Below are 16907 nucleotides of genomic sequence, written 5' to 3'. Positions count from 1 at the left end.
CTCGACCTTATCAAGGTGCCAGCGGCGCACTTTGACGCCGGAGGCAAAAAAATGCGCATCGAACGTCAAATGGCCGTTGGCATTTAGCAGGAGTCGCATCGAACGGACTGCTGCGTCGGGACCGTTTCTATTTTTCCCAGCCTTCTCGAAGCACTGCCCGAAATCACAAAACTCAGCGCGGCGAGCACCCAGACTCCGACGCCGCCATAGAGCATCACCCAGCCAAAGCCGTCTATTAGCGCGGCGTGAACGGCGGTTCCGGATGGGTCGAGTGTGGCTAGTGCTGGGATTCCCTGTCTGACCGCTTCGACGTCTCCTGCGGCAATCTTCTCCGCCAGTCGTCCGAGTGGGGCGGTGTCGAGCGTCGCAGGCAGTCGCGCCCGCAGATTGACGAGGATGCCGCCAACCAGGATCGCGCCCATCAACGCGATGTTGATCGCAAGCGTAATCATGCGCGCGCTCATATCGATCCCGGATGCCATGCCCGCCCGCTCCGCCGGAACCGCACCCGTCGTCGTATTGGTGACGGGCGTGTTGGTGAGGCCGAGGCCGGCGCCGGCGAGGATGCAACCGGGCAGCATCGTCCACACGCCGGGATGCAGGACGTGACTGCCGTATTTCATCAACATGAAGCCGAGGCCGATCGTAAACAGGCCTGCAGGTATCGCGATTCCTGATCCATAACGCAGCGCAAGACGTTCACCGAGCGGCGGAAATAACAGCGTCGGCAGCGTGTACGCGAGCAGCGCAAGACCGGCGTTCACGCTGTCGTAGCCGAGGCCGATCTGGAAATAGATCGGCAGATAGATCATGAACGGCCAGAAGCTGAAGTTCATGCCCGCGGAACCCATCAACGCACCGGAAAATTTCCGGATCCTGAATACGGAGAAGTCGAACATCGGGCGCGTACTGAGTCGCTCAGCGCCTAGAAAAGCCAAGAAGGCGACGGCCGTTGCCACCAGAATCAGGATCGCGCGAAGACTCGCGAAACCAAGATCCGAGCCCTGCGTGATGTAGTACGTGAGGCCGAATACCGCCAGCGAAAGCGTGACGATGCCAGCCACGTCGAGCGTATGCGCGTGCGGATCGCGCGACTCCTGGACGCCGCCGAAAACGAGCGTCAACGTGACGGAGGCAAGCAGTGCGTGGATCCAGAAGACCCATTGCCATCCCGATACCGCAACGATCATCCCGCCGATGATTGGTCCAAAACCAAGCCCGATGCCGAGAATGATGCCCCACGCGCTGAAGGCCCGGACGCGCTCAGGTCCCTCGTTAAATTGATGCGAGAGCACGGCGACCTGGCATATCAGCATCGCGCCGCCACTCGCGCCTTGCAGCAGGCGCGCGACGATCAACGTTGGCACGCTCTGCGCGAAACCGCAGATCAGCGAGGTGAGGCCGAACAGCGCGATCCCGATGACGAAAATACGTCTGCGGCCGAAGCGGTCCGCCAGCGCGCCGGTTGCCATCAGCACCGTCGTCACCCCGAGCGTGTAGGCATTCATGATCCACTGCATGCCCTTGAAGTCGCCGTGCAGCACGCGCTCGAGCGTCGGCAGGATCACTGGCACGCTGGAGATTTCGAGGCCGAACATCAGCGAAGCCAGGCACACGGCGCCCAACGCCAAGGCGTTCTTGCTGATGGAGAAGCGAGTTGTCGGTTGCGCGGCATCGCTCGAAAGGGCGTCTGCTGCTCGCCTGTCCGACAAGCTTGATGGATGTTCTTCCGCGATAACCGCTTGGGAACCTTCGTCATACGGCGGCGGCGCGTTTCTGGACCTGGACATGGGAATTCACCTCGATAGTCGATGGCTTTGGCCACCATGGACTGTGTAATATAGAGGGAATTTAAGTCCCGATTGACGCGAGTAAATCCCAGAAATGCGTCCTCGGCGGAACCAATAAGGTAAGGTATGAGCGACATTCTCGACGGCGTGACAACGTTCGTGCGTGTGGTTGAGACGGGCAGTTTCGCGTTGGCTGCCGAGCGCATGGACGTGACACGCTCGGCGGTCGGCAAGGTCATCGTTCGGCTCGAAAAGCGTCTCGGCGTGCGTCTGCTCAATCGCACGACGCGCAGCCAGAGTCTCACCGAGGCCGGGCAAGCGTATTACGACCGTTGCGTGCGCGCGCTGGCTGAACTCGAGGCCGCCGAAGCCGATCTCGACTCGGGGCGCCGCGAACCGAAAGGACGTCTGCGGGTGAGCGTGCCGCAGGCCTTCGGCCATCATTGCGTGGCGCCGGTGCTGCTTGGGCTTGCGCGCAGGCATCCGCAATTGAAGATCGACATTTCGGTCACGGACCGCTTTGTGGATGTCGTGGAAGAGGGCTTCGATCTCGTCGTGCGGATTGGTCCACTGGTCGATAGTGTGAGTCTCGCGGCGCGGCGGCTCGGTGTTCAGTACGCAAGCATTGGCGCCGCGCCGGCGTACTTGGCGCGCTGCGGCACGCCGGGCCGCGTGGCTGAATTCCACGGGCACACGATCATTGCTTATTCACGCAACGGGGTTATCGAGCCGTGGAATGTGCTCGATGTCGATGGGCAAATCCGCCGCGCGGATGTCGTGCCGCAGCTTAGCTTTGACGATATGCAGGGGATCGTGGATGCCGCGATTGCGGGCTTCGGGCTGGCGTGGCTACCAAGCTGGCTGCTCACGCGTTTTGAGGCAACAGGTCAGTTGCAGACCGTGATGGAGAACTGTTTTCGACCTTCACAGGAGATCAACGTCGTGTGGCCGAAGAGCCGGTATCTCGCGTTGAAGACGCGCTGCGCGATTGATGCGCTCGTTGCCGAGATTCCTGGGATGCTTGGAGCGCCCCCAGCGAACTGATGAGGAGGCGTGCCCCCGCTGCTACGGTGGGCGCGCTTCCGTTGCTACGTATTGCTTAGAACTGCAACGTAGCGCTCGCCACGGCAGTTCGTGTCGGCGAAGGCGCCACGTAATAGCCCCACGCCGTGGTCCAGTAGCGGCGATTGAATAGATTGTTGATCCCCGCACGGAACGTCACATCCTTGCCGGCGATTTTCGTCTCGTAGCGGCCACTCAGATCGTACGTGACATAAGCCGGCACGAACTGCGTGTTGGCCGCGTCGACCGCCTGGTTGCCGACGTACTTGCCGCCGAACGCCAGCGTCAACGGACGCAGATACGACGGGTTGTATTCGATCCGGCCGGTCACGGTGAATCTCGGCGCGCCATACACGCGCTTGCCTTCGACGCTGGCGTCGTCCACATCGACCGCCTTTGCGTCGAGCCACATCACGCCGCCCATCACGCGCCATTCGCTCGTCAGCGCAAGCCAGCCGCTCGCGTCGACGCCGGTATAGCGCTTCGTGCCGTCCTGCACGAAGATGTTGGCCGAGTTCGTATAGTTGTAGCCCTGATCGACACGGAACAGCGCAAGATTGGCGCCCCACTTGCTGTGGTCCGTCTTGAAGCCGACTTCGTACTGCTTGCTCTTCAGCGGGCCGAACGTGTCCGGGTAATTGAGGTTGGTGTTCGATGCCGCGCCACCCTGTTCCAACGATTCGACATAGCTCGCGTACACCGTCGAATACGGGTCGGTCTTGAACATCAGCGCGAAGGTCGGCGTGACCGGATCCGCGCTGTACTGTGACGAGACGGCGCCGCTCGTGTTGTACACGTGCTCGCGGTATTGCGTATAACGCACGCCGACCAGAGCGGACAGACGCGACGTGAGCTGCACCGTATCGCTCGCGTACACGGCAGCCTGCGTGGTGCGCTGCTGACGATACAGATCCGAGCCGATGCTGACTTCATCGTTGGTCAACAGCGTGCTGTTGTACAGATTGCCGTTGCCGAGGAAGTAGCCGCTATTCCAGCCTTCGCTGTTGCTGTACTCGCTGGTTTGCGTCTGGAAACCCGCGCCGACCACGACGTCGTGCTTGATGCTGCCGGTGTTGAATTTACCCTGCACCATCGCGTCGACGTTCTGATAGAAGTAACGCGTCATCGCTGCATAGAGCGTGTTCGAGTAGTTACCCGCGCTATCGGTGACATACAGGAAGCTGTCCGAATTGGTGCGGTTTTCCTTCGCGAAGCGGTACTTCACGCTCGTGTGCCAGTTCTCGGAGAGGCGGTAATCCAGGCCCGTGCCGAACGAGGCCATCTCGGTCTGGTAGTAATTCTGCGGTTGCGTCAGCGCGTGGGTGACGGTGCTTGCGTCGGGAATACTGAGTCCGCTGCCGAACATCAGGCCGAATAGCGTGCCGTTGGTTTTGCGCTTCTGATAGAAGGCGTCGGCGGTAAAGGTCAGGTCTGGCGTAATGCGGAAGTCGAACGCAAGCGAGGCCACCTTGCGGCGGATGTGGCCGTGGTCCTCAGCAGTATTGCCGTCTTCGTTGACGAGGTTCAGGCGGTAGCCGAAGCGATTGTCATTGCCAAAGCGGCCACCCAGATCGACCGCCTCGCTGAACACGCCAGCCGATTTGTAGCCGATCGAGATGCTGCGGTAGGGATCGTCGGTCGGGCGCTTCAGCACGTAGTTGACGATGCCGCCCGGCGAACCGAAGCCGTACATGAAACCGGACAGACCCTTGAGCAATTCGACCTGCTCGAATGGTTCGAGCGAGAGATCGGTGTCCCACGAGGGGAAGGTCTGGCCATCCACCTTGATGCTGTTCAGCGTGTCGATCGGCATGCCGCGCACGGTGAACATGGAGTTTTCGCTGATCCCGTTTTCGCTGATGGCCGATACCGCCGGGTCGTACTTGAACAGATCGTTGGCGGTTGCCGCCATCAGGTCTTGCGCTTCGTCGCTCGTGACTACGCGCGTCGAAAACGGCGTGTCCACCTGTTTGCGTGAACCTAGCGCGCCGGCGCTGACAGTATCGGACTGCGCCGCGGTTGTGTCTTTCGTGGCCGACACACTCACGGCGGGCAGGGTGGCGGCCGTATCGCTTGCCGCGACTTGCGCCCATCCCGAGGATGACAAAGTAGATAACGATAAGCCGACGCTGACGAGGAGCCCTGCACTGAGCAAAGACGGGGTACGGCGGTGGCCGCGTAAAAAGCTTGGGCGCGCAGGGCGTGCCGCGACAAATGAATTCTGCATGTTGTTTGAATTAGGCAGCACGACGCCGCGCACCAAAAAGTGCGGGATGGCGTCGGTCGAGCGAGTGGTGATTAAGCGGACGGTTCAACCTACAAAGCTTACGAATGTTAATGCATCTGATTCGCATTCACAATCGTTAATTTCAAACGGTAAGTCATCTATAAGACATCTGTCTTAAGACATAGGGCAATCGGCTAAAAGCCTTATCTGGCGGGGCTTGCCCCTCTGTGGGGCGTCACGGCGGCATGTTTGTTTAGCAGCGAGTACTGGAAAACACGCATATACTCACGTCCGTGCCGTAAAAAGTAGTGCCGTGGGTCGCGCTGCGTTCTTGCTGCTCTGTCGCCACCTCGTGGCTCAGCGCCACCAACGCTCTGTCTAACACTTCACCTAGCAAAGCATCAAACATGTCCACATCGCCGAAGATCATCTACACCCTGACCGACGAAGCGCCTGCTCTGGCGACTTATTCGCTGCTGCCGATCGTCAAGGCGTTCACGCGCTCGTCCGACGTGATCGTTGAAACGCGCGATATCTCGCTCGCCGGCCGGATCATCGCTGCATTTCCGGACTACCTGACCGCGGAACAGAAGGGTTCCGACGATCTGGCGGAACTGGGTGGACTCACCACGCGTCCGGAAGCGAACATCATCAAGCTGCCGAACATCAGCGCATCGGTGCCGCAACTGAAGGCCGCGATTACCGAGCTGCGCGATCAGGGCTTCAAACTGCCGCCGTATCCGGACGTGGCGAACACCGACACTGAAAAAGACGTCAAGGCTCGTTACGACAAGATCAAGGGCAGCGCGGTGAACCCGGTGCTGCGCGAAGGCAATTCGGATCGCCGCGCGCCGTTGTCGGTGAAGAACTACGCACGCAAGCACCCGCACAAGATGGGCGCGTGGAGCGCGGACTCGAAGTCGCACGTGGCGCACATGAGCGGCGGCGATTTCTACGGCAGCGAAAAATCGGCGCTGATCGCAGCAGCCGGCGCCGTGAAGATCGAACTGATCGCCGCCGACGGTTCGGCGAAGGTCCTGAAAGAAAAGACGGCCGTGCAAGCGGGCGAGATCATCGACGCTTCGGTGCTCTCCAAGAACGCGCTGCGCAGCTTCATCGAAGCAGAAATCGCCGATGCGAAAGCGAAGGGCGTGCTGTTCTCAGTGCACCTGAAGGCCACCATGATGAAGGTGTCGGATCCGATCATCTTCGGTCACGTGGTCTCGGTGTTCTACAAAGACGTGCTGACCAAGCACGCTGACGCACTGGCGCAAGCCGGCTTCAACCCGAACAACGGTATCGGCGACCTGTACGCGCGCCTGAAGGACCTGCCGGCTGAAACGCGTGAAGCGATCGAAGCCGACATCAAGGCTCAATACGCGCAACGTCCGCAACTGGCCATGGTCAACTCGGACAAGGGCATCACCAGCCTGCACGTGCCGAGCGACGTGATCGTCGACGCTTCCATGCCGGCCATGATTCGCGAGTCGGGCAAGATGTGGGGCGCGGACGGTGCACTGCACGACGCCAAGGCAGTGATTCCGGACCGTTGCTACGCCGGCGTCTACCAGGCAGTGATCGAAGACTGCAAGAAGAACGGTGCATTCGACCCGGTCACCATGGGCACGGTGCCGAACGTCGGCCTGATGGCGCAAGCCGCTGAAGAATACGGTTCACACGACAAGACGTTCCAGATCCCGGCAAACGGCGTGGTTCGCGTGACCGACGCAGCCGGTACGGTGCTGATCGAGCAGGCGGTTGAAGCGGGCGACATCTGGCGCATGTGCCAGACCAAAGATGCGCCGGTCCAGGATTGGGTCAAGCTCGCGGTGAACCGCGCACGCGCCACCAACACGCCGGCTATTTTCTGGCTGGACGCGGCACGTGCGCACGACGCCCAGATCATCAAGAAGGTCGAGCAATACCTGAAGGACCACGACACCAGCGGTCTGGATATCCGCGTCATGACGCCGGTTGAAGCGACGAAGTTCTCGATCGAGCGCATCCGCGCCGGCAAGGACACGATCTCGGTCACCGGCAACGTGCTGCGCGACTACCTGACCGACCTGTTCCCGATCATGGAACTGGGCACCAGCGCGAAGATGCTCTCGATCGTTCCGCTAATGGCAGGTGGCGGCATGTTCGAAACGGGCGCGGGCGGTTCGGCGCCGAAGCACGTTCAGCAATTGGTCGAAGAAGGTTTCCTGCGTTGGGATTCGCTTGGCGAATTCCTGGCGTTGGCGGCTTCCCTCGAACACCTGAGCGGCGCGTATCACAACCCGAAGGCGCAGGTTCTGGCCAAGACGCTGGATCAGGCAACGGGCAAGTTCCTCGACAACGACAAGTCGCCGGCGCGCAAGATTGGCGGTATCGACAACCGCGGCAGCCACTTCTACCTGGCGATGTATTGGGCGGAAGCTCTGGCCGCGCAAACCGACGACGCTGCCTTGCAGGCGCAGTTCGACGGCGTGGCGAGGGCGATGGCCGACAACGAAGCGAAGATCATCGAAGAGCTGGGTGCAGCGCAAGGCAAGCCGGTGGATATCGGCGGTTACTACCGTCCGAATGTTGAGCTGACGAGCAAGGCCATGCGCCCGAGCGCCACGCTGAACAAGATTGTGGACGCGGTTGCTTAATGGTTGGAACGACGTGCTGAGTGGCGTGCCGAATGAGGTACTTAGGCCGTTCCTGAAAGTACCGAAGCAGGCACTGAAGTAAGCAGCAAACAAAACGATGGCGCTCCCGAGGAGCGCCATCGTCGTTTCTACGCTTACGTGGGTGGCGGTCATGCCTGGCCCTCACACGTGAACGATTTCCCAATCGCTGAGTTTTTCTGGAATTTCGAGCGTCGACGTGTCGACTTCGGTCAACTGCGGGCAGGTCAGGCCGCGTGCGACTTCATCGGCTGCCTGTTGCGGGCTGGAAAATTCACCGAGCGTCTCGTTGCCGTAGGTTGCCTCCCAACCGCCCTGGCCCGGCAAAATGTAGAACGCTCCCTGGGTCGATCCAAAGCGAAAGCCTTTCATTTTTAGTCTCCCAATTGCCATTTAAAAACCGCTGTGCCGCGATGGCTTCATGCATGGAGCGTAGGACATACTGCGACTGCGTTTTCGTCCCGTCTATTTCGCTGCACCACATGAAGCGCCGGCTCTTGTAAAAGAGTCTACGTCAGCGGGTCTCGGCGCAAGGGGCTGTTAGACAGTTCATTCGATCAAAAAATATCGTTTAAAAATAAAGGCTTGTCGTCGTCATTTTGCGATGTGCAACGTGGGGCGGCATTGCGAAATGGCGAATTTGTGCCACGCACCACGATTTTTTACGAAGCAAGGACTCGTTCCACATCGTGAAATTTTGGCGGATCGGCCAAATAGTGGGGCGGGGTGCATTCAGGGCGGAGCGCGGCTTCGCCCGTGAGCGTTCTGTTCAGGAAAGAACCTGGCCTAGGAACGCCAACAACACGCGGTTGAATTCGTCCGGCCGTTGCAGCGGGGCGAAATGGCTCACGCCAGGCAAAAGAATCAACTTCGCGCCGGGAATGGTGCGGGCGAGGTAGTCGGCGTGTTCCGGCTTGATGAATTCGTCGTGCTCGCTCTGGACGATCGCAACCGGCACTCGAATTCCGGCCAGACCGCGCGCGGAGTAGTTGGGCTGGGTTCTCATCATTTCGCTGACCGCGCCGACAAATGCGTCGAAGTCGTCCGGCGTTGCCGAGAGTTGCGCGTAGTCTTTGGCATGCCGTCCGAAGCAGCGATCGATGATCGGCGTCGGCACGAATTCCTTCGTCCCGCTCGGGTCCATGTTGCAGCCGAAGAAAAACACGCCTGCAACCCGCTCGGGGACCTGGCGGCCCAGCACCAGGGCGACGCACGCGCCGTCGCTCCAACCGGCTATCGCGGCGCGGTCGAGCTGCAGTGTGTCCATCACGGCCAGCACGTCGGAGGCCATCAGCTCATACATATAGGGACGCGCGTCGCGGGTGCTGCGGCCATGGCCGCGGCTGTCGATGACTATCACGCGATGCCCCGAGCCGACCAGCGCAGGGACCTGATAGCCCCAGTTGCCGCTGTGCCCCAGGCCGCCGTGCAGCAGGATCACCGGTTTGCCTGTTCCATATGACGCGTACCAGATTCGAGCGCCATCGTGCTCGACGTAGCCGTGGTCGTTCGGGACAGGCAGCGGGGCTGCGCCGTGGGCTGCGAAATGGGTGAGGTCGTCGTCGTGGGATTGCATGAGGGGTGCCTTCCTGGTGAGCTCAGTAATGCAAGGATCCCCCAGGTTGTCGGCGCCGCCACCAGAAAATCAACAAAGCTACGAATTTTCGCGCCTGGACGGTGGGTGGCGCGACTTCTCTCCTCGGCGCGGGAAATACGACCGGCATCAACACGATCGACGCTACTAAAAACAAACCCGGCGCACAGGCCGGGCTTGTTTACAGAACCACTACCCCTCAACTCGAAACATAAGCCACATAAGGCCCCGTACCCCCACCCGTGGACGTCTTACCCGAAATGCCGTAGTACACGTGCCGGCCGTAGAAGAACGGCATACCAAAGTCGAACTGCCGCGAGATATAAATGCCGAGGTTGTTGAACGCGGAATTCCCCGACGCGTTCAGTGTCGCCCCATTCGCGATATTGAAGCCGAGTGAGACACTCGCCGGACTGGTTGCCACCAGCGTCGACGTCCGCCCAACCGTGGCCGTCGGGATGTAGTAGCCGGTCGCGCTATCAACCGGGATCGTCAAGTCAGGGAAGAACAGCACCGTCGATCCGGAATCGAAGAACGTCTTCGTCAGCGTCGAGCCACCGTAGGTCGACGCGAAGTCGCCGTTCCCGTTCGTCCTGATCAGCGTGGCGCCCGTGCCTGACAACGTATTATTGGTCTGCGTGTCGATTCCGAACACCAGCGTGCCCTGAGCCGTCGCGCTGCCGCTGTCGGAAACCTGCGCCATCTCCAGAATGACACCGTTGTTATCCAGCGCGAACTTGGTGACCGGATTGGTGATCTGTCCGCTTACGGGCACCGAGGTGCCCACGCCCGCGTTGGTGTAGTAGAACGTCGACACCGCCGCATTCGCACATGCCGAGCCGCAGTCATTCGGGCTCACACCGATGCCGAGAATGCCGTTTGCGCCGAGATCTGTCGTGGTGGTCAGTGAGCGGCCAACCTGGCACTCGGTCGGCGCGGCCACGGTCAGGTCCGAATCGCCGATCACGTGGATCGGTACGCTCGAGGCAACCTCACCCGACATCGCAATGTCCGCAAGATGGACGGAACCCCATGCATAGCCGCTGCCGAACAATGCGCATTCGGCGAGCGGGAGACCTCCCGACTGGGCGGTTTCGGCTGTCAGCGCGCTGAAGGTGGCGGCCGGAATCGCTGAGCGAACCAGGCGCAGCCCGAACGATTCGGTATCGACGATCACGTTCGGGATCGTCGCGCAGTTGGTGCCGGCGCTAGATCCTGGGGCGCAGATCGTGACGCTGACCATGGGCTGATTGTGGATGCCCGTTTTGCTGACCGTCACGGCCATCGTATTGCCAGGACCGACCGCAGTAGGCACCGCCGAAGCGTCCACCGCGAGGACGTTGGACGACGAACTCGTTCCACTCGGTGTCGCCGGCGAACCCCCTGGTGCGTTTATCGATGTGTTGCTGTTGGTTCCACTGTTGCTGCCCCCGCTACCGCCACCGCAGCCAGCCAGACTCAGGCCGAGCGCTGCGGCAATGATCCATGCGATTTTGCGCACTTTTATTCTCTCGATTGATTTTTAAAGACTTACTTGATGTCGTCAGCGCTAACGCCTTGCGGCAACGCTTGCGGCAGATAGGCTCGACCCGCGAAGGCGCCCATATGGCCGCCCGTTTCAACGACCAGAGCCGACTGACGCACGACCGCTGAGCCATAGCCGCCGCCTTGCGCTGCGTGCGCGTCAGTGAGTCCCTGCACGTAAGACGGGAAGTAAGTGGCGAGCAGCGTGTTGAGCGGCGGCATGGTAGGGCCTTCCCAGCTCAACGCGAACACGGTGTTGCCTGCCGTGATGTACTCGTTCACGACCGTGCCCGATGCAAGCGTGGTCTGACTCACGGTGTAAGTGGACGAAGCTGCATTGCCGCTGGCGGCAAAGCGGGCCACTGCGCTGCCGCCCTGGCTGGCCGCCCCTGCGCTGGTACTGCTGGCGGTCACGGGGTAGGTCGGTGCGCCGCCTAACCCTGCATACGCCGGAGCAATCGTGGCGACCGAGGCCGCAGCCACCACGAGCATTCGAAATTGGCTGATTATCATTTTTTGGTTTTCGACGTTTTTTGGAAAATACGCGCGAACGTTTCCTCGCGCCCACGCGATGTAAATACTAGCGCGCTGCTCTTTGATTAAATCAGATGAATAGCGAGGCGAATCGGGTTCTATTTGAAATTGAAAGATAATGCGCGATAGATAATCAATGGCCTGCGTGACCACGCCGCGCTGATATTCGGATCCCGGCTAGCCGTCTGCCCAACCGGTAGCGCAAGGTAAGAACCTGTCCTTTCGACACGTGCCTGACTCCCCAGTGTGGCCGCTTTATCCGGCATGCGGCGCTAGACTTTGTCTCTGTCTGGTTGCGTTGTCGATTGAATCATTGAATACGCGTAATCTCAAGCCTGGCCGCCCACTTCAATCCTGCCGAGCTTTTCGATCAGCACCGCAACGAAGGTTTCCGTGACAGGCGGCAGGGTCCTGCCGCGCTTCTTGATAAGGGCGATAGGGCGGGTGAACGCGGGATCGTCGATGGGTCGGACGATCAGTTCAGGTTCCGCTCTGACCTCGCGGGCCGACGCCGGCAGGATGGTCACACCGAGCCCCGCGCGGACCATTGCGACCGCACTCATCATGTAGGTCGGCTCGCACGCGATCTCCGGCATGGCCTGCGCGTCGGCAAACGCGCTGTCGACTACCGCCCGCACGCTCGTGCCCTGTGCGGTGAGCACGAGCGGGACACTGGCAAGGTCGGCCAGCGTGATGCGCTTGCGGCGCGCCAGCGCATGGCGCTTCGGAAATACCGCCACCAACCGGTCGATGCCCGCATGCAGCACCTCGAAGCTGGCGTCGCCCAGTTCGCCGCCGGTCAGGCCGATATCCACTTCCTCGTTGCGCACCAGTGTGTTGACCATGCTGGCGACCACGTCGCGCACATGAAAGCTCACGCGCGGCACGGTCTTCTTCACGTCCTGCACGAGTTCCGGCAATACGCTCGCCGCGAAAGTAGGCAAGCACGCGATCCGGACCGTGCCGCTCGAGCCCTCACCGAGCGCACGCGCGTCGATCAGCACGTGCTCCATGTCATGCAGGGACTTTTGCAGGAGCGGCAACAGTTCGCGGCCGGTCGGCGTGAGTGCGACGTTGCGGCTGTTGCGATCGAACAGGCGCAGTCCGACCGTCTCCTCGAGGCGTCGTATTTGCACCGTCAAGGCCGGTTGAGAGAGATGCAGGCGCGTGGCCGCGCGCGTGAAACTGCCGGTTTGCGCCACGGCGATAAACGCGCGAATGTCTCGAAGGTTCAGATCCATGATGGTTTGTAATAGCTGCGATCAATTCATTTCAATTGATTTATCGCCGCCTCGAACTTACGCTGGATCACAGTAAAAAACAACATCGGAGACAAGGACATGCTGCCATTGCTGGGGCTAGCCACCATCGTCGTGCTACTTGGCGCGATTCTGTCGAAACGGATGTCGCCGCTGGTGGCGCTCATCATCGTGCCGCTCGCCGCGTCGCTGATCGGCGGGTTCGGTTTTCAGACAAGCAAATTCGTGATCGACGGGCTCAAGAGCCTCGCGCCCGTCGTCGGCATGTTCGTGTTTGCGATTCTCTACTTCGGCACGATCACCGATGCCGGCACGCTCGATCCGATCATCGACCGCATTCTGCGCGCCGTCGGCACGCGGCCCACACGGATCGTGATGGGCACCACCTTGCTTGCGCTGCTGATTCACCTCGACGGTTCCGGCGCGGTGTGCTTTCTCGTCACGATTCCCGCGATGCTGCCGCTCTATGATCGCTTGAAGATGGACCGGCGCGTGCTGGCCGCGGCCGTTTCGATGGCGGCCGGCATCAATTTTCTGCCGTGGACGGGGCCGATGATCCGCGCGTCGGCCTCGCTGCATCTGCCGATTTCGGCGTTGTTCAACCCGCTGATTCCCGTGCAATTGATCGGCCTGGTGTTCGTCTTCAGCGTTGCGTTCTGGCTTGGGCGGCGCGAAGAAAAGCGGCTCGGCCTCACCGCCGCGAACGGTTCCGCGCCGATGCCAAAACGAGAGTTGACGCCTGAAGAGCAAGCCTTGCGCCGACCGAAAAACTTCTGGTTCAACATCGTCCTGACGCTCGTCGTACTCGGCACGATGGTCGTGATGGGCGAGAAGATTCCGCCGGCCATCATGTTCATGGTCGGACTATGCATCGCGTTGATGGTGAACTATCCGAACGTCGACATGCAGCGTAAGCGGATCGACGCTCACGCGCGCGCCGCGTTGATGATGGCCGGCATTCTGCTGGCGGCCGGCGTGTTCACCGGCGTGATGCAGGGCAGCGGTATGCTGAAAGCCATGGCGCAGGCGGCAGTCGGCTTCGTGCCGCCCGCCATGGCGGGCCACATTCCCGTCGCGCTCGGGTTGGTGTCGATGCCGTTGAGCATGCTGTTCGATCCGGACTCGTTTTACTTTGGCGTGCTGCCGGTGATTGCCGAAGTGGCCGGCCAACTCGGCGTGCCCGCCGTGCATGTCGGCCAGGCCGCGCTGCTTGGCCAGATGACCACCGGCTTTCCGGTCAGCCCGCTGACGCCGGCGACTTTCCTTGTGGTTGGCCTGTGCGGTATCGATCTCGCCGATCACCAAAAATTCACGTTCCCCCTGCTGTTCGGCGCGTCGATCGTCATGACGATCGCCTGCGTCGTGCTGGGGATATTCTCGTTGTGAGCTTGACTGTTTGACTGAATGGAAGCGACCAGCATGATAGCGACTCCACATAGGCAGCCGGTCCGAATCGGCGCGGGCGCGGGATATTCCGGCGACCGTATTGAACCCGCGGTCGAACTGGCGGAACACGGCGCGCTCGATTACCTCGTGTTCGAGTGCCTCGCCGAACGCACCATTGCGATCGCGCAGCAGGCGCGCAGCAAAGACCCTGAGCTGGGCTACGACCCGTTGCTCGAAACGCGCATGATGGCTGTGCTGCCCGCAGCGATTCGCAACGGCGTGCGGATCATTTCGAACATGGGCGCGGCCAATCCGCTTGCGGCGGCGCGAAAGACTGCCGAGATCGCGCGCTCGCTCGGTCTGGGCGACGTGAAGATTGCCGCCGTCACCGGGGACGATGTGCTCGACGTCGTGCGGCAGGGCAATTTCCGTTTCGAAGAGTCCGGGGAAAGCGTTGCTTCGTATAGTGATCGCCTCGTGTCCGCGAACGCCTACCTTGGCGCGGCGGCGATTGTCGAGGCGCTTGCGGCCGGCGCGCAAATCGTCCTGACCGGACGTGTCGCCGATCCGTCGCTGTTCGTCGCGCCACTGATCCACGAATTCGGCTGGCAGATGGACGACTGGCAGACCCTTGGCCAGGCGACTGTGACCGGCCATCTGCTCGAATGCGCTGGACAGATCACCGGCGGGTATTTTGCCGATCCGGGTTTCAAGGACGTGCCCAATCTCGCGAGGCTCGGCTTTCCAATCGCCGAAGTCGCGGCGGATGGCACGGTGCTCATCACCAAGCTCCCACAGGCCGGTGGCCGGGTAACCGAAGCAACCTGCAAAGAGCAACTGATGTATGAGATTCACGATCCGCAGCGTTATCTGCAACCGGACGTGGTCGCCGATTTCACGCAGGTGCGTGTCGTGCAGGACGCGCCGGATCGCATTCGCGTGAGCGGTGGGCGCGGTACGCCACGTACCGATACGTTGAAGGTGTCGGTCGCTTACTTCGATGGCTATATCGGCGAAGGGCAGATTTCATATGGCGGTCCCGGCGCGCTGGCGCGTGCCCGGCTTGCACTCGATATCGTGCGGGAAAGGCTTGCTCTGACGGGCGTCGAAACGCGTGAATTACGGTTCGATCTGATCGGTGTGAACGCATTGCATGGTGATGCGGTGACTGCCGGTCACGCTGAGCCTTATGAAGTGCGAGTACGGGTCGCGGGGCGCGCTGAATCGCTGGCGCAGGCAGTGCGGATCGGCAACGAGGTAGAGACGCTTTACACGAACGGCCCGGCGGGCGGTGGCGGCGTGACCAAGTCAGCGCGCGAAGTCGTCGCGGTGCAATCGGTCTTGTTGCCGCGCGCGCATGTCAAGCCGGCATTCTCGCTGGTGGAGGCGTGACATGAAACTACGTGAGCTTGCTCATTCGCGGACCGGCGACAAAGGCAATACGCTGAATATCTCCGTCATCTGTTATGACGCGAAGCACTATGAGCATCTGCGGGCGGTGTTGACCGTGGAGCGGGTCAAGGCGCATCTGAACGACGTAGTGCGCGGCGAAGTCGTGCGTTATGAACTGCCTGGCATCGCCGCATTCAACTTCGTGCTCGGCCATGCGCTCGGCGGGGGCGTGACGCGCTCGCTTGCGCTCGACGCGCACGGCAAATCGTTGAGTTCGGCTTTGATGGGGCTGGAGGTGGAGGATCCGGCTGCGGTCCCTTAGCCGGCTTCTTGTTCTTGTTAGCTGGTGCTGTAAGGCAGCCCGAAGCGTGAAGCTAAGAGAGCTCGCCGGTTATCCGGCTCAGCCGCTCGCCTTGCTCAACTCATGCGCGCGCCGAAGTCTCTCGCGGCTGTTGCTCAAATGCATGCGCATCGCGGCGCGCGCATCGTCCGCGTCCTGGCGTTCAATGGCCCGATAGATCATCTGATGCTCGCTGAGCACATTGCGCAGGATCTCGATATGGTCGAGCTCCGCGATCTCGGCGGTGCCGAGCCGCGTGCGCGGGCTCACCGCGCGGCCGAGTTGGCTGAGCACATCGAAGAAGTAGCGGTTGCCGCTGGCGCGCGCGATCTGCAGATGAAACTCGATGTCGTGCGCCAACGTGTCGGTGCTTCCCCGTTCGAGTTCGGATTCAAAGCGCTCCAGTGCGGCGCGAATCTGCTTGAGATTCTGCTCGGTGCGTCGCGCTGCCGCGAGCGCGGCCGAGGCCGCTTCGACGTCGATGCGGAATTCGATGATCGCCATGACGTCCAGCATGCTGGAGAGGTCGGCGGCGGGCAGCTGCATGGACTGTTCCGTGGCCGGCTCCAGAACGAACGTGCCGATGCCGTGACGCGTCTCGACCACTTTGGCCGCCTGCAGGCGCGAGATGGCCTCGCGGACCACGGAGCGGCTCACCGAGAGCTGCTTCATCATCGCGACTTCAGTCGGGATACGGTCTCCGGGCCGCAGGCTGCCGCGGCGGATTTCATCGGAAAGGGTGGCCACCACCTTCTCAGTTAGGCTGCTCATCTCTGTTGCTTATTGTCTAATCGGCTGGAATTTACACGTTGCGTGGGCGAGTGACGTCGCGTGTCGTCTCGCCTCGACACAGCCATCATAGCGTCTGTCTGAAAGGTGCCGATTTGAATCTCTTGCTCCGATGCATGCGACGACGGCTCGTTGACCGAACTTGGCCTGCACAGCTCGCGAGCCTTTTATCATGTCATCAGACGTCTTAATTCGATTCTACAGTTTCAACGGCTACAGCGGTATCGTGGCGTCCGCATCCCGATGTATATGGCATGCATGGCAGGGTAAACACCCCGTTGGAATCGACGAATGGAACGCTGTAGACTGTCGTCAGACAACGTATCACGCATTTTAGGACCGAATCGCCCGGCCTG

At 61.0% G+C, this 16907-nt stretch carries 13 protein-coding genes; 5 read left to right on the top strand and 8 right to left on the bottom strand.

The window, feature by feature from the left end:
- Positions 1-83: 83 nt before the first annotated feature.
- Positions 84-1790 carry an MFS transporter gene (locus BM438_RS21750; RefSeq protein ID WP_093637536.1) on the bottom strand — a complete coding sequence of 569 codons (1707 nt, stop codon included), beginning with the start codon at positions 1788-1790 and terminating at the stop codon, positions 84-86.
- A 126-nt stretch (positions 1791-1916) separates the two neighbouring features.
- Here BM438_RS21750 and BM438_RS21745 point away from each other — a divergent pair, with 126 nt between their 5' ends.
- Positions 1917-2834, top strand: coding sequence for a LysR family transcriptional regulator (locus BM438_RS21745; protein WP_093637532.1), 918 nt, complete (start codon positions 1917-1919; stop codon positions 2832-2834).
- Between the two features lie 55 nt (positions 2835-2889).
- Here the strand turns inward: BM438_RS21745 and BM438_RS21740 are convergent, their stop codons facing one another.
- Positions 2890-5079: a TonB-dependent siderophore receptor gene (locus tag BM438_RS21740; RefSeq protein WP_093637788.1), complete on the bottom strand. Its 2190-nt coding sequence runs from the start codon at positions 5077-5079 to the stop codon at positions 2890-2892.
- 407 nt (positions 5080-5486) lie between these two features.
- Between BM438_RS21740 and BM438_RS21735 the strand changes: the two genes are divergently transcribed.
- Entirely contained in the window at positions 5487-7715 is a 2229-nt protein-coding gene (locus tag BM438_RS21735; RefSeq protein ID WP_093637529.1) for an NADP-dependent isocitrate dehydrogenase, read from the top strand.
- Between the two features lie 162 nt (positions 7716-7877).
- On the opposite strand, the gene BM438_RS21730 is transcribed toward BM438_RS21735, so the two are convergent.
- From BM438_RS21730 to BM438_RS21710, 5 genes are all read right to left on the bottom strand, one after another.
- Positions 7878-8105 carry a hypothetical protein gene (locus BM438_RS21730; protein ID WP_093637525.1) on the bottom strand — a complete coding sequence of 76 codons (228 nt, stop codon included), beginning with the start codon at positions 8103-8105 and terminating at the stop codon, positions 7878-7880.
- A 397-nt stretch (positions 8106-8502) separates the two neighbouring features.
- On the bottom strand, positions 8503-9309 hold the full coding sequence (locus tag BM438_RS21725; protein ID WP_093637522.1) for an alpha/beta fold hydrolase: 807 nt from the start codon (positions 9307-9309) through the stop codon (positions 8503-8505).
- Between the two features lie 217 nt (positions 9310-9526).
- Positions 9527-10828 (bottom strand): DUF3443 domain-containing protein, encoded by a 1302-nt coding sequence (locus tag BM438_RS21720; protein ID WP_093637518.1) that lies wholly within the window; start codon positions 10826-10828, stop codon positions 9527-9529.
- Between the two features lie 29 nt (positions 10829-10857).
- A complete protein-coding gene (locus BM438_RS21715) occupies positions 10858-11364 on the bottom strand; it encodes a DUF2844 domain-containing protein (RefSeq protein WP_244179421.1) in 507 nt (168 codons plus the stop codon).
- A 350-nt stretch (positions 11365-11714) separates the two neighbouring features.
- Positions 11715-12626: a LysR family transcriptional regulator gene (locus BM438_RS21710; protein ID WP_093637510.1), complete on the bottom strand. Its 912-nt coding sequence runs from the start codon at positions 12624-12626 to the stop codon at positions 11715-11717.
- 99 nt (positions 12627-12725) lie between these two features.
- On the opposite strand from BM438_RS21710, the gene BM438_RS21705 reads away from it, so the two are divergent.
- Genes BM438_RS21705 through BM438_RS21695 form a run of 3 tightly spaced genes read left to right on the top strand, consistent with a single transcriptional unit; the run spans position 12726 to position 15744 of the window.
- Positions 12726-14030: a CitMHS family transporter gene (locus tag BM438_RS21705; RefSeq protein WP_093637506.1), complete on the top strand. Its 1305-nt coding sequence runs from the start codon at positions 12726-12728 to the stop codon at positions 14028-14030.
- Positions 14031-14063: 33 nt separating this feature from the next.
- Positions 14064-15422, top strand: a complete 1359-nt coding sequence (locus BM438_RS21700) for an acyclic terpene utilization AtuA family protein (RefSeq protein WP_093637503.1) — start codon at positions 14064-14066, stop codon at positions 15420-15422.
- Position 15423: 1 nt separating this feature from the next.
- On the top strand, positions 15424-15744 hold the full coding sequence (locus BM438_RS21695) for an AtuA-related protein (protein WP_093637499.1): 321 nt from the start codon (positions 15424-15426) through the stop codon (positions 15742-15744).
- Between the two features lie 78 nt (positions 15745-15822).
- Here BM438_RS21695 and BM438_RS21690 read toward each other — a convergent pair whose 3' ends face one another.
- Positions 15823-16533 carry a FadR/GntR family transcriptional regulator gene (locus BM438_RS21690; protein WP_054035508.1) on the bottom strand — a complete coding sequence of 237 codons (711 nt, stop codon included), beginning with the start codon at positions 16531-16533 and terminating at the stop codon, positions 15823-15825.
- Between the last annotated feature and the right edge of the window lie 374 nt (positions 16534-16907).

The sequence above is a fragment of the Paraburkholderia aspalathi genome (assembly GCF_900116445.1).
In the GTDB taxonomy this organism is placed as follows: domain Bacteria; phylum Pseudomonadota; class Gammaproteobacteria; order Burkholderiales; family Burkholderiaceae; genus Paraburkholderia; species Paraburkholderia aspalathi.
Note: the sequence above shows the minus strand (reverse complement) of the source record. Positions and strands in the feature narration are given on the sequence as shown.

What these genes read in the sequence shown, in the direction of transcription:
- BM438_RS21725 (WP_093637522.1), bottom strand. Translation starts at nt 9,309, where the DNA reads ATGCAATCCCACGACGACGACCTCACCCATTTCGCAGCCCACGGCGCA.
- BM438_RS21700 (WP_093637503.1), top strand. Translation starts at nt 14,064, where the DNA reads ATGATAGCGACTCCACATAGGCAGCCGGTCCGAATCGGCGCGGGCGCG.
- BM438_RS21695 (WP_093637499.1), top strand. Translation starts at nt 15,424, where the DNA reads ATGAAACTACGTGAGCTTGCTCATTCGCGGACCGGCGACAAAGGCAAT.
- BM438_RS21740 (WP_093637788.1), bottom strand. Translation starts at nt 5,079, where the DNA reads ATGCAGAATTCATTTGTCGCGGCACGCCCTGCGCGCCCAAGCTTTTTA.
- BM438_RS21715 (WP_244179421.1), bottom strand. Translation starts at nt 11,364, where the DNA reads ATGATAATCAGCCAATTTCGAATGCTCGTGGTGGCTGCGGCCTCGGTC.
- BM438_RS21750 (WP_093637536.1), bottom strand. Translation starts at nt 1,790, where the DNA reads ATGTCCAGGTCCAGAAACGCGCCGCCGCCGTATGACGAAGGTTCCCAA.
- BM438_RS21705 (WP_093637506.1), top strand. Translation starts at nt 12,726, where the DNA reads ATGCTGCCATTGCTGGGGCTAGCCACCATCGTCGTGCTACTTGGCGCG.
- BM438_RS21730 (WP_093637525.1), bottom strand. Translation starts at nt 8,105, where the DNA reads ATGAAAGGCTTTCGCTTTGGATCGACCCAGGGAGCGTTCTACATTTTG.
- BM438_RS21735 (WP_093637529.1), top strand. Translation starts at nt 5,487, where the DNA reads ATGTCCACATCGCCGAAGATCATCTACACCCTGACCGACGAAGCGCCT.
- BM438_RS21710 (WP_093637510.1), bottom strand. Translation starts at nt 12,626, where the DNA reads ATGGATCTGAACCTTCGAGACATTCGCGCGTTTATCGCCGTGGCGCAA.
- BM438_RS21745 (WP_093637532.1), top strand. Translation starts at nt 1,917, where the DNA reads ATGAGCGACATTCTCGACGGCGTGACAACGTTCGTGCGTGTGGTTGAG.
- BM438_RS21690 (WP_054035508.1), bottom strand. Translation starts at nt 16,533, where the DNA reads ATGAGCAGCCTAACTGAGAAGGTGGTGGCCACCCTTTCCGATGAAATC.